The following is a 12,681-nucleotide window of genomic DNA, read 5'->3' as shown; positions in this document are numbered from 1 at the left end:
TTCGTCCGCCGCTCACTGGAGCTTCCGTGCAGCGGCCTCGCAGACTCGTCACCGTCTCGCACTCATACGTCGTCACCCTCAACCGGCGCCTCGCCAACGAGATGGCCCGCGTCGGAGGCGGCGCTTGGGACGTCACCGCCGTCGCGCCTCGCTTCTTCCACGGTGACCTGCGCCCCATCCACCTCCAGCCGGACTCCGACGAGCCCGCGAAGGTGGAGGGAGTGCGAGCCTTCCTCAGCCGCTCACCCCACGCATTCGTCTACGGCCCCGAGCTGCGCGAGCACCTGCGGCGCGGCGTGGACCTGGTCCATGCCTGGGAGGAGCCCTTCGTCCTCGCGGGGCTCGAGGTGGCCCTGCTCACCCCGCGCCGCGTGCCCCTCGTCTTCAGCACCTTCCAGAACCTCTCCAAGCGCTACCCGCCGCCCTTCGCACAGACGGAGCGCTTCGTCGTCGGGCGCAGCACCGGGTGGGTCGCGGGCGGCCAGACGGTGAAAGACAACCTGCTCGGCCGACCGGGCTATGCCGCGCGCCGCTCCTGCATCATCCCCATGGGCGTGGACACGGAGCTGTTCCGACCGGACCGCGCCTCGGGCGAGGCCGTGCGACGCGAACTCGGGTGGAGCGCGGACGGTCCTCCCGTCATCGGCTACCTGGGGCGCTTCGTCCCCGAGAAGGGCGTGTCGCTGCTGATGCGCGTGCTGGAGCAGCTCCGCACACCGTGGCGCGCGCTGTTCGCTGGAGGAGGCCCCCTGGAGGCGGAGCTGCGCGCCTGGGCCGCGCGTCACGAGGACCGCGTGCGCGTCCTCACCGGCGTGCCCCACGAGGGCGTGCCGCGCGTGCTCAACGCCATGGACGTGCTCTGCGGCCCGAGCCAGACGATGCCTCGGTGGAAGGAGCAGTTCGGCCGCATGCTCGCGGAGGCCTTCGCGTGCGGCGTGCCCGTGCTCGCGAGCACCTCCGGCGAAATCCCCCACACCGTGGGCGACGCGGGACGGCTGCTGCCGGAGGCGGATGACTCCGCGTGGGCCCGCGCGCTCTCGGACGTGCTGGAGAGCCCCGAGCTCCGACGCGAGCTGTCCTCACGCGGCCGCGAGTGGGCCGTGCGGCGCTTCTCCTGGCCCGTCGTCGCTCGCGCGCACCTGGACTTCTTCGAGGCGCTGCTCGAGCGGCGCTGAGGCGTTCAGCCCTCGCGCTCCATCACCTGGACGATGCCGGCGGCCATGTCATCCCACGTCCACGCGCGCAGCCGCTCCGAGAAGGCCGCCACGTGGGGCGCCCACGCCGCCTCGTGCTCGCGCCATGACTCCAGCGCGCGCACCAGCCCGTCCACGTCATCAGGGTCATCCAGGAGCAGGCCGTCGAGCTCCGCCGGATAGCGCTCGGCCACGCCCGCCGAGCGGCTCACCAGCGCGGGCAGTCCCGAGCACAGCGCCTCGTGGACGCCCAGCCCGTAGGCCTCGTACCGCGTCGGGGACACCAGCAGGTCCGCCGCGGACAGCAGCGCGGGCACATCCCGTCGGAAGCCGAGGAACTCGATGCGCCGCTCCAGCCCTCGCGTGCGCGCCTCCTGCTCCCAGGCCTCGCGCTGCGCGCCCACGCCCACCACCTTCAGGTCCACGCCCCAGTCACCGTGCGCGTGCAGCCGCACCCACGCGTGGAACAGGGAGTCGAAGCCCTTGCGACGGTCTCCCAGCGCGCCCACGAAGAGCGCCACGCGCCGCGCCTCCGGCCAGCCCAGCTCCGCGCGCGCCGCGCGTCGGGCCTCGGGCGACACCGGATGGAAGCGCTCCGAGTCGTTGCCGTAATAGACGACGTGCACCCGCGCCTCGGGAACCCCCGTGGCCGCCACCAGGTCCGCGCGTGTCCGCTTCGAGTTGGCCAGGATGACGTTCGAGCGCCACAGCGCCTTGCGCTCCTCGCTCACGAAGCGCGCGTGCCCCACCCGGCCCTTCACCTGACGCAGCACGCCGCCGACGTGCTCCGAGACATAGGCCCCATGCACGTAGTGCACCCAGTTGGCGCCAGGCACGACGCAGTTGCCGCCGTTGGCCAGCACCCGACCGCCCTCGGCGCGCGTGCGCAGCGCCCACGCCTTGCCCATCGCGGCCAGCAGCGGCTCGCCGAGCAGATAGGAGTTCGCGGGCTTGGGCACCTTCACGAAGCGCACGTTGGGGAAGCCGAGCAGCTCGTCCGCCACGCGGTGGGCCACCAGCCGCACGGGACCGCCCTGCTTCGCCAGCCAGTGCGCGAGCGCCAGGTTGGCGCGGTCCATTCCACCCGTGGCGACGAAATCACCGGCGATGAGCGTGTAGGGTCTTCGCATGCGTCCAGGCGCCGAAGAGCGCCGCGTTGAGCAACCAGAACTCCATGCCCACCTGGCTCATGAAGAACGGATAGCTGAAGGTCAGGGCCAGCGCGCCCAGGTTGTAGGCGAAGATGACGCTTCCCCACAGCCAGAACTCGTCGCCGGAGTCCTGGCGCCGCCGGGCCATCTGGAGCACCCACGCCATCGTCGCCAGGAGCGCCAGGGGGTAGAGCACCACCACCACGATGCCGCCGTCGTAGACCCACGCCGTCCACTGGATTTCGGCCCACAGGGGCGGCTGCGCCGGGTCGGAGTTGTCCCCGAAGTACGCGTTGGCCATGCCGTAGCGCCCCAGGCCCGCGCCCAGCGGATACTCCGGGAGGAAGTACTCGAAGGTGCCCTCGAGGAAGCGGCCCCGGTTGCTGTGATAGACCTCCTCCGGCTTCGCCTCGAACAGGCTGTCCCAGCGCTTCTGCACCGCGTCGCCACCCACGGCCACGGCCCAGCCGAAGGCGAACACGCTCGCCATTCCCACCACCGCCATCAGCTTCGCCAGCCGCGCCACGCGGCCGGTGAGCACGAGCATGCCCGCCATCGCCGCCAGACAGACGCCCAGCGTCAGCGCAATCGCGCGCACTTGGCACAGGTAGAGACAGAGCAGCCCCACCAGGATGCCCACGACGCTCAGCGCGCGCGACAGGCCCTTGCGCGAGGACAGGAGGAAGCCGCTGCCAAGCAGCACCGCGTAGAAGCCTCCCGTCGCCGCGCCGCCCGGCATGTCCGTCAGGCCCATGGGGCGGAAGACGCGCGCGCCGCTGGCGGTCTCGAACTCCAGGCTGCGCAGGTAGGAATCGCCCTGCGCCTGCACCGCGGCCGACATCGCCGGCTGGAAGCGGCCCGGGAAGTAGACCTGGAGCACACCCACCGAGGCGCTGGCCGTGTTGAAGAGGAACAACAGCGTGAGGGTGAGCCGGAAGACGCGCGAGTCGATGGACAGCCGCGTCACCCAGAACAGCGGCGCGATGATGGACAACTGGATGCCCAGTTGCACCACGCCGGCCATCGGGCTGACGGTGCCCGGGTGGAAGAAGTTGAGCGTGGTGATGGCCAGCGAGCCCACCACGAAGGGCACCGCCGGATGTCTCGCCCCGCGTCCGGGGACGAGCACCAGCAGTGCCAGGCTCAACCCGAACGCCAGGATGCGCACCAGCACCCGCAGCGGCGCGATGGCCTCCACCAGCAGCGCGAGCTGACACGCGACGAGCACGCCGATGAACAGCGGCACCAGCCGGCTCGAGGACAAGAAGCCCGTGCGAGGCGCCGCGGGCGGGGCCTCCTTCGTTGGCGCCTGTGCTTGCCGTGGCGTCGCCACCTCCAGGGGCGCGCCCGGCGCGCGGCGCACGTACCTGCGCCCGAGCACACCAGGCCCCTGGAGCTGAGGCCGGGAGGACGGACGTGGCGCGCTCACGCCCCGACTCCCGACACGGCCACGCGCAGGTCCTCGTCCAGGCCGCGCAAGAAGACCTCCGGCGCACAGAGCGCCGCCGCGCGAGCGGGCCCACCCGCGCCCAGCTTGCGCCGCGCCTCCGCGTCCACCACCAGTCGCAGGAGCGCGGAGGACAGCGCGCCGGCCTCGGGCGCGACGAGCCGACCACACGTCTCGTCCACGATTTCCAGCGGCCCGCCCTGCGCCGTCGTCACCACGGGCAGCCCCGCCTGGAGCGCCTCCACGAAGGCCAGGCCGAAGGGCTCCGGCGACGTGTTGGGCTGGCAGTGCACGTCCGCCGCGCGCATCAACCGGGGCACGTCCGCACGCTGCCCCAGGAAGCGCACCCGTCCCTCCAAGCCGAGCGCTCGCGTCTGCGCGACCAATCCCTCCAGGTAGCGCGACTCCTCCTCGCGCTGAGCGCCCCCCGCCACCCACAGTCGCCAGCCCCGCGCCTCGCGCATGCGGCCCAGTGCCTCGAGCAGCAGCCGGTGTCCCTTCCACGCCTCCATCCGGCAGGCCTGGAGGATGACCACGTCATCGTCACTGGCGCCGAGTTCGGCTCGCAGCGCCGCGCGCTCCGAGGGCTCCGGAACCCGCGCTGGTGCCTGCACCAGGGGATGGCGCACCCGATGCGGAGCCCGGGGATACACGCTGCCAAGTGAACGGGCGGAGTACGCGCTGTTGGCGAGCACCAGGTCCGGCGAGGTGACACCGGCCCAGCGCTCCACCCAGTGCGCACCCGTCAAGGCATCGTGCTGGTAGAAGACCAGCGGCACACCGGCCGCGCGCGCCACGGGACCGAACACCGCCTGCGGCCACGCCGCGTGGCAGACGACCACCGCGTACCCGCCGGTCTTCAGCAACGCGCCCAGCGCCCGCCGGGCGCGCCACACCGTCCAGGGCCGCGCCACCCGCACGCTCCCCAACAGGTGGACCGCGGCGCCCGCCTCGCGCAGCTCCGTCGACAGCCGCCCCTCGAAGCACAGCGCGTACTCATGCGCCGTGCCCTCCGCGTGGCGCGAGGACGCCCGCGCCAGCGCGACGAGGAAGGACTCGATGCCTCCGTAGAGGTTGCCGCTGTAGACGTGCAGCGCGCGCATGCGGGCGTCTCAGGCCCTCCCCGTACCCGTGAGCGCGGGGACCTCGCTCGGGGCCTCCGTCATCTCCGGCACGGGACGACCGAGCGCCTCCGCGTAGAGCTTCAGGCTGCGCGTCGCCATCACGTCGTGCCGCAGCTCCGCCTCCGCGCGCTCCCTGGCCCCACGGCCCAGCCGCTCCGCCAGCCCCGGCTCCTCCACGAGCCGCCTCGCCGCACGCGCCAGCGCGTCCGCGTCCCCCACCGGCACCGTCAGGCCCGTCTCCTCGTGGCGGCTCACCCACGCGACGCCCGAGTGCGGAATCGCCGTGTTCAACACCGGCAGGCCGCTGGCCATCGCCTCCGCCTGCGACAGGCCATAGGCCTCGCTGCGCGCGTTGCTCGGGAACCAGAGCGCGGTGGCGGCGCGATAGGCCCCCATGAGCGAGGCCGGCGGCAGATAGCCCGCCCACGTCACGCGGGACTCCACGCCGAGCGCCTTCGCGCGAGCACGGCCCTCCGCCTCCAGCGGCCCCACGCCCACCACCACCAGCCGCCCCGGCGCCTTCGCCAGGGCCTCCAGCGCGGTGAACAACCCCTTGTAGTAGACGAGCCGCCCCACCATCAGCCACAGCGGCGTCCCCGCGAAGTCCTGACGCCAGCGTGCCTCGGCGGCGAGCACCTCCGCGGACGGCCGCAGGTACGGCTCCACGTCGATGCCGAGCGGCAACGCCCGCACCTTGCTCCGGAACAGCTTCAGCAGCGTGGAGCCCTCGATGTACGCCTCGCTGTCCGAGAAGATTCGCAGCGCGCGCGTGTAGAGCAGGAGCTCCAGCGGCCGGAACAGCGCGCCCGCGACCTTCTGCCGGATGACGTCGCTGTGGTGCGTGACGAACACGGCCGGCAGCCGGGGCATCATGTCCAGCGCCAGCAGCATCGTCGGGTTCGGCGTGTGCAGGTGCACCACGTCCACACCCTGGGCGAGCATCCGCCGCAGCGTCCCGGGCAGCTCCGGCAGCACGTCCATGCGCGCCACCGACGCGCGCCGCCCCAGCCTCACCACCCGCACCAGCCCGTCCCACTCCTCGAGCGTGGGGCTCTTCCCGTGGAACTCGTGGCTGGTGTTCCCCGAGTCGCGCGAGTGGTTGGCGCACAGCACCTCCACTTGGGCACCCTGCGCCGCCTGCGCGCGCGCGAGCGTCTGGACGTGGCTCTCGATGCCGCCGGACGCCGGCGGATAGAACTTGCCCAGGTGCAGCACCCGGAGGCCCGCTCCCGTCAGCGTGCCGCTCACGACTGCGCCACCCGGTCCTTGGGGTCCTCGGCGTACTGGCCGTAGCCCTGGTAGGCGATGTACGTGCCGCCATAGCCCGGGGCCTTGAGGTCCACGTCGTTGAGGACGGCGCCGTACATGCGCGCCTGCACGTCCGCCAGCGAGCGCAGCGCGCGCTGCGCCGAGTCCCGGTTCGTCTTGCCCGCCTTGAGCACCAGCACCACGCCGTCACACTGCGTGGCCAGCACCGCCGCGTCCGCCACCGCGTTGAGCGGCGGGCTGTCCAACAGGACGCGGTCGAACTTCCCCGCCACCAGCTTGAGCAGGTCCGCGAACGCGCGCGTGTGCAGCAGCTCCGCGGGGTTCGGCGGCAGGGGGCCACACGGGAGCACGAAGAGCCCGGGGACCTCGGTGCTCTTCACCGCGGCCTCCAGCGTCCCCTCACCCACCACCAGCGAGGAGATGCCCAGCTCGTTGGGCACGCCGAAGGCCCGGTGCAGCCGGGGCCTGCGCATGTCCGTGTCCAGCAGCAACACCCGGTTGCCGCTCTGGGCCATGGCCACACCCAGGCTGATGGTCGTGGTGGACTTGCCTTCCTGCGGCCCGCTGGACGTGACGACCAGCGTCTTGAAGGGCGTGTCCGGCGACATGAAGAGCAGGTTGGTGCGGATGGCCCGACAGCACTCGGCCACCGACGACTTGGGCTCGCGGTGCACGAAGAGGTCGCGGTCCTTGGGCGGACGGTTGCCCTCGATGCGCGGCATGACGCCCAGGAAGGCCAGCCCCAGCCGCCCCTCCACGTCCTCCTGCGAGGCCACCGTGTTCGCCAGGAGGTCCAAGAGCAGCGCCACGCCCAGCCCCGTCAAGAGGCCGAGCACCACGCCCACCATCAGGTTGCGCTTCACGTGGGGCTTGACCGGCACGAACTGTGGACGCGCCGGGTCCAGCACGCGCACGTTGCTGGTGCGAAGCAGGCCCGACAGCTCGATGTCCTTGAGCCGCTTGAGCACCAGCTCGTACAGGCGCTGGTTGTTGTCCGACTCGCGCTTGAGCCGGTCGTACTCGATGGACTTCTTGTTCACCTGGAAGGCCTCGGCCTTGGCCTCGTCGAGCAGCTTCACCAGGTTCTTGCGCTGCGCCTCCGCCTCCGACAGCTCCGTCTCCGCCAGGCGCACCACGTTGCGCAGGCTCTTGAGGAAGTCGGCTTGAATCACCGCGAGCTTGCCCTGGCACTCCAGGAGCTTGGGGTGCTCGGGCAGGTAGCGCTCGGCCAACTCCGCGCACGCGACGCGCGCGTCGGTGTAGCTCTTGCGCAAATCCTGGATGGGCCCGTCCTTCGCGCCCGGCAGCGCCTCCGCCCACGTCTCGTCGTCGGGGGACGCCTTGCGCAGCTTCTGGATGGCCTCCACGCGCGCCTGCAGCGCGGCGATGCGCGTGCTCACCTGGGTGAGGTTCAGGTTGTAGCTGTTGATGCGGTCGCTGACGATGCTCATCCGCGACTCGAGCGACGTGGACAGCATGTCCGCGTCCTTCTTGAAGTCGTAGACGGCCAGCTCGCTCGCCTTGGACGTGTTCTCCAGGTCCTCCAGCCGGCTCTCCAGCCAGCTGCGCGCGTCGTCCGTCATGCGCAGCTTGAGCGCCAGGTTCTCCGCCATGTACGCGTTGGCGACCTCGTTGGCGAGCAGCGCCGCGCGCGCCGCGTCCAGGTCATCCACCGCGATGTTCATCACCCGCGAGTCCTTGGCGGGCAGCACCCGGATGCGCGACTGGAGCAGCCCCACCGCGTCCGCGCCCTGCATCGCCTGCACGCGGGCCTTCTCATCCGAGATGTGCGCGACGCCCAGGTAGCTGGCGTCCGTGGACAGGCCCAGCTTGTCCACCACGCGGCTGGCCACCGCGCGCGAGGTGATGATCTCGCTCTGGGTGGCGTAGTACTCCTTGTTGAACCAGTAGTTGCTGCGCTCCTCGCCCATCACCTCCTTGACCTCGCCGTCGAGGAAGCGCGGCGCCGTCACGTCGATGATGAGGGAGGTGCTGGCGGAGAAGACCTTGGGCTGGCGCAGCGTGTAGACGGCCGACAGCGCCGCCACCACCACCGCCACGCCGAGCACGACCCACTTGCGCCGCCACAGCGCCCGCGCGCGGAGCATCAACCCCGCGGACGTCGGGCCACCGGTGCCACCGGCCGGGTCGAACACCGTTCCATCCACGTCTCGTCTCTCCTGGAGCCCTGGGGCGCCGCGCGGTGCGGCGGCGCCCGGCACCCGCCGGCCCCGACCTTCACCCACACCCATGGAAATCACCGTCGAGCGTGCCGTGTCCGCCCGGGGTTGTCCATCGTTCCGCCGCCGCCTGGAAGCCCCCCATCCCACCCTTCTTCGAGGCGGGGCCGCGCGCATCCGGGGCGCCTGTGCTAGTGAGCCCGACGTGAGCTTCCAGCATTCGGTCATCATCCCCTTCGACCCCTCCACCGCGGATGCCGCCGCCCACTTCGCCCGCGAGCTGTCGGGTCGCGCCGAGGTCGTCCTCGCCGGCGCCGGACGGCCCGACGTGGCGTCGAGCCCCGGCCTGCGGGTGCTGGACGTGCAGGGAGGCAAGGGCGCGGCCATCCGGGCGGCGCTCGCGCATGTGACGAGCCCCGTGACGGTGCTCCAGGACCCGGACGCCGCCTACGCCGCGGACGCCTACGAGGCCCTGATGGGCCCCCTGCGCGACGACACCGCGGACGCCGTGTTCGGCCACCGCGCCACGACGGGGCTGTCGCCCGAGCTGTGGGTCGAGCGCGCGATGGGACAGGTCACCCGCTTCGTCACGGACGTGGCGGTGACGGACCCGCTCAGCGGCGTGCGCGCGTTCCGCACGGAGGCGCTGCGCTCCGTCACGCTCACCAGCGACGACGACGCGGTGGACGCGGAGCTGGTGGTGAAGCTGGCCGCGCAGCTGTACCGGCTCACCGAGGTCTCCCTGCCTCCGCTGCAGGCGGTGCCGCGCCGTCCGCGCGCCGCGCGCCTGTCCCAGCTGCGCACCCTGATGCGCTACGCCACCGTGCGCGACGACGCGGACAACCAGCACGAGGGCTACACCACGCTGGAGCGCATGGACGGGGCCACGCACTACAACCAGTGGCTGGGCCGCCGCTTCCGTGAGCACCTGGGCCGCCGCGTGCTGGAGATCGGCGCGGGCATCGGCACGATTACCCGCGAGCTGGAGTCCGGCGCGGAGCTGCTCATCGCGCTGGAGGTGGACCGCTTCTACGTGGACCGGCTCAAGAACCTCTTCCGCGGCCGTCCGCACGTGCGCCCGTATCTGTCGGACGTGGCGCTGGCGGATTGGGAGTCACTGAAGAAGGAGCAGCTGGACACCATCGTGCTGTCCAACGTGCTCGAGCACATCCCGGATGACGGCTCGGCGGTGCGCCGCTTCCGGCAGATCCTGGCGCCCGGGGGCCGCGTGCTCATCCTGGTGCCGGCGCTGGAGCAGCTCTTCGGCAGCATCGACGAGGCGGTGGGGCACTACCGTCGCTACACGCCCGCCACGCTGCGCGCGGTGCTGGAGGAGAACGGGTTCGAGGTGGAGAAGCTGGAGTGGATGAACCTGGTGGGCATGCCCGGCTGGTTCGTCAACAGCCGCCTGTTCCGCCGCCGCTCGGTGCCCAAGCTCCAGCTCAAGCTCTACGACACGCTGGCCCCGCTGTTCGCCCGCGCCGAGGCCCACGTGAAGCTGCCGGTGGGCATGAGCCTCTTCGCCGTGGCCCGCGTCACCGGTGGCGAGGCGTGAGCGGGCCGTGCCGCCCGCGCCCGGAGGACCCGGCGCCGTGAGCCCGGCCGACCCCGGCACCGCGGGAGCGCAGCGCGACGAGACGGTCTCTGGCGCGACGGCGACGAGCCCCGGCGCCGAGGTGTCAGCGACCGCGACGCCCCCCGCCCCCATCGCGGCCTCGCGGGGTGCTCCGCGCTGGGTCTGGGCCAGCCTCGCGGCGCTGTACCTCCTGCTGTTCCCCTACCACCCGAAGCTGCGCTCGCCCAACGAGCTGTGCCGGCTGTGGCAGACCATCTCGCTGGTGGACCACGGCACGCTCGTCATCAACGAGGTGCTGCGCGAGCGCGGCTACGTGGGTGACCTGTCCGTGAAGGACGGGAAGTACTACCCCAGCAAGGCCCCGCTGCTGTCGTTCGCCGCCACGCCCCTCTACGCGGCGCTGCGCGCGGTGGCCCGCCCGGGCCCGGTGCCGGAAGTGCCACTGGTCTTCTTCTCGCGCCTGTTCCTCACGGTGCTGCCCACGCTGTGGATGCTGTGGCTGGTGCGACGGTATCTGCGCGAGCACCTGTCACCGCTCGTCTCGGACGCGCTCACGGTGACGTATGGCCTGGGCTCGCTGGCGTTCAGCTATTCGTTGCTGTTCATGAGCCACCAGACGGTGGCGGTGCTCCTCTTCGCGGGCTTCTATGCGCTGTGGCGCTGCGCTCGCGGCGACTGGCGGGAGCGGGGCTACGTGCTCGCGGGCGTGTGCGCGGGCGCCACCGTGGCGGCGGAGTACACCGGCGCGCTCGGCATGCTGGGGCTGGTGCTGTACGGCGTGCTCACCTTCCTGCTCCAGGAGGCCCCCGCGCACGAGCGCTGGAAGGGCCTGGGGCGCGCCGCGGGGCTCGCCACGCTGGGGGCGCTGCCCTTCGTGGTGGCGCTGATGCTGTATCACCAGGCCGCCTTCGGCCACCCGCTGACGAGCGGCTACAAGCACCTCAACGACGCGGGCTATCAGCCGTGGCACCTGGGCGGCTTCCTGGGCATCCGCACGCCGGACCCGCGCGCCTTCACCCTGTCGCTCGTCTCGCCGCTGCGGGGGTTGTTCACCCTGGCGCCCTTCCTGCTCCTGGCCATCCCTGGCGTGTCGCGGCTGACGTTCCGGCGCGGCGCGAGCGCCGAGGCCCGCGCCACCGCGTGGATGACGGCGGCGCTCGTCGCCGGCTACCTCTACTTCACGTCGTCGTTCTCCTACGACTCCTGGGGATGGACGACGGGCCCTCGTCACCTGACCGGGCTGGTGCCCTTCCTGCTGCTGCCCGCGGGGCTCTGGCTTGCGCGACTGCGCGCCGCGCCCCGTCCGGTGGCCCTGGGGCTCGCCGCCATGCTGTGCGGGGCGGCCATCCTCACCACGGGGCTGGCCACCTTCGTCAATTACATCCCAGACGATGTCTCCAACGTGCTGGGAGGGCTGACGCTCCCGCTGTTGTCCGACGGCTACTTCCCGCCCTCGGTGCTCTCCTTCCTGGGGCTCCCCCAGCCCGCGGCCGGCGGGGTGTTGCTCGCCGTGCTCATCGCCGTGACGTGCTGGGTCTTCCTGTCCCTGGCCACGCCTCCGGGGCGGCGCGCGCCGGGCGTGGGGGCCTGCGGCGCCGGGGTGGCCACGCTGCTCGTGCTGGCCACCCTGCACCACGCCTCCACCGAGCACGACACCGCGGACCAGAACGCCACGCGCTTCCTGGAGTCAGTGTGGCTCGCACCTCCCCAAAGTCGCGTGTCCTTCTGGCCCCTCCCGGGTCGCTGAGACTTCATACATTTTCGGATTCATCGCGAATTCGATGAATCACAAACACATTCCAAGACACGCCTGACACCTCGCAAGTTTTGCGAGGCTCGCAAAAGCTTGTCAGTGTCGGACTTCACCCAGGGTGCGACCCAAGACCCTGGAAGCATTGAAGTCCGGAAGCCCGCAGCGGCGGGTCCGGGGATTGCTCATCACTCCGGCTGCTCTCGTTCCTCCGTTCATCGGCAAGGAGCCGCTGGTGTCGCGTCCCTCATGCACCCGTCGTCCGTCTGGAATCCGCCCACCTGCCCCGCGGGGCATGGCGCTGTTGATGGCCATCGGCATCATCGCGTTCATCGCCGCGGCCGTCGTCGTGTCCCTGCGCAAGGTGGCCGCGGAGAGCGCGCTGCAGGCGCAGGAGCGCAGGAAGCGCGAGGCCCACTTCGCCGCGGAGGCGGGGCTGGCGGAGGCGCGCGAGCTCTCGCGGATGCTGCTGGGAGGACAGCGCTCCTTCACGGAGGTCATGAAGAGCCTGGGCAATCAGTACAACGGACAGGGGCTCGCAGGTTACGTCCAGGGTGAGGCCGGCCTGCCCAGCGGGACGCCCAATGGGAGCGTGTTCCCCTGGTACGAGGCCATCCCCTGGACGCCCTACACCCTCGCGGCGGCGTCCTCCGGGACGGCCGTCGACTCGGACATCACCACGGCCTTCCTGGAGATGAACGGCGCGGACGGCCGACGCATCCTGGACTTCCCCACCCAGGAGCGGGTGCTCTACCGGGTCTTCCTCGTCGACGACAACGACGGGGACGACCGACGCGACCAGGACGACAACAGCCGCGTCTGGCTGGTCTCCGTGGGTGAGGTCCGGGGCCGCGAGAACACCCAGCCCCAGCGCGTCATCATCCGGGCGCTCATCACCAGTGGAGCCGCCGCCGGCGGCGCCTGCAGTCCCGAAGACACCAACGGCGCCGCCAACAACGGCGAGTGCTGACCTCCTGTCTGCCTTTTCCCG

The 12,681-nt window shown here is 71.6% G+C and carries 9 protein-coding genes; 4 read left to right on the top strand and 5 right to left on the bottom strand.

Going from position 1 to position 12,681, the window contains the following annotated elements; all coding sequences use genetic code 11:
* Positions 1–26: 26 nt before the first annotated feature.
* Positions 27–1,175 (top strand): glycosyltransferase family 4 protein, encoded by a 1,149-nt coding sequence (locus tag K8640_RS05580; RefSeq protein ID WP_223746118.1) that lies wholly within the window; start codon positions 27–29, stop codon positions 1,173–1,175.
* 5 nt (positions 1,176–1,180) lie between these two features.
* Here the strand turns inward: K8640_RS05580 and K8640_RS05575 are convergent, their stop codons facing one another.
* From K8640_RS05575 to K8640_RS05555, 5 genes are read right to left on the bottom strand one after another with little or no spacing between them, the layout of a single operon-like run.
* Positions 1,181–2,323 carry a glycosyltransferase family 4 protein gene (locus K8640_RS05575; RefSeq protein WP_223746117.1) on the bottom strand — a complete coding sequence of 381 codons (1,143 nt, stop codon included), beginning with the start codon at positions 2,321–2,323 and terminating at the stop codon, positions 1,181–1,183.
* Entirely contained in the window at positions 2,292–3,773 is a 1,482-nt protein-coding gene (locus K8640_RS05570) for an O-antigen ligase (RefSeq protein WP_223746116.1), read from the bottom strand. The genes K8640_RS05575 and K8640_RS05570 overlap by 32 nt, the downstream gene beginning before the upstream one ends.
* Positions 3,770–4,894 carry a glycosyltransferase gene (locus K8640_RS05565; protein WP_223746115.1) on the bottom strand — a complete coding sequence of 375 codons (1,125 nt, stop codon included), beginning with the start codon at positions 4,892–4,894 and terminating at the stop codon, positions 3,770–3,772. Before K8640_RS05565 ends, K8640_RS05570 begins: the two co-directional genes overlap by 4 nt.
* A gap of 9 nt (positions 4,895–4,903) precedes the next feature.
* Positions 4,904–6,163, bottom strand: coding sequence for a glycosyltransferase (locus K8640_RS05560; protein ID WP_223746114.1), 1,260 nt, complete (start codon positions 6,161–6,163; stop codon positions 4,904–4,906).
* On the bottom strand, positions 6,160–8,352 hold the full coding sequence (locus K8640_RS05555; RefSeq protein ID WP_141323384.1) for a polysaccharide biosynthesis tyrosine autokinase: 2,193 nt from the start codon (positions 8,350–8,352) through the stop codon (positions 6,160–6,162). The genes K8640_RS05560 and K8640_RS05555 overlap by 4 nt, the downstream gene beginning before the upstream one ends.
* Positions 8,353–8,569: 217 nt before the next feature.
* On the opposite strand from K8640_RS05555, the gene K8640_RS05550 reads away from it, so the two are divergent.
* The 3 genes from K8640_RS05550 (at position 8,570) to K8640_RS05540 (ending at position 12,660) form a co-directional block, all read left to right on the top strand.
* Complete coding sequence (locus tag K8640_RS05550; RefSeq protein ID WP_223746113.1) at positions 8,570–9,919, top strand: bifunctional glycosyltransferase/class I SAM-dependent methyltransferase; 1,350 nt, start codon at positions 8,570–8,572, stop codon at positions 9,917–9,919.
* A gap of 121 nt (positions 9,920–10,040) precedes the next feature.
* Positions 10,041–11,687, top strand: coding sequence for a hypothetical protein (locus K8640_RS05545; protein WP_223746472.1), 1,647 nt, complete (start codon positions 10,041–10,043; stop codon positions 11,685–11,687).
* 238 nt (positions 11,688–11,925) lie between these two features.
* Positions 11,926–12,660: a hypothetical protein gene (locus K8640_RS05540; RefSeq protein ID WP_223746112.1), complete on the top strand. Its 735-nt coding sequence runs from the start codon at positions 11,926–11,928 to the stop codon at positions 12,658–12,660.
* Positions 12,661–12,681 lie beyond the last annotated feature (21 nt).

The sequence above is a fragment of the Myxococcus sp. XM-1-1-1 genome (assembly GCF_020037095.1).
In the GTDB taxonomy this organism is placed as follows: domain Bacteria; phylum Myxococcota; class Myxococcia; order Myxococcales; family Myxococcaceae; genus Myxococcus; species Myxococcus fulvus.
The sequence above is the reverse complement of the archived record's forward strand: the minus strand, read 5'-3'. Positions and strand labels throughout refer to the sequence as shown.

Excerpts from the sequence above, each read along its gene's own strand:
- K8640_RS05575 (WP_223746117.1), bottom strand. The coding sequence starts at position 2,323 with ATGCGAAGACCCTACACGCTCATCGCCGGTGATTTCGTCGCCACGGGT.
- K8640_RS05565 (WP_223746115.1), bottom strand. The coding sequence starts at position 4,894 with ATGCGCGCGCTGCACGTCTACAGCGGCAACCTCTACGGAGGCATCGAG.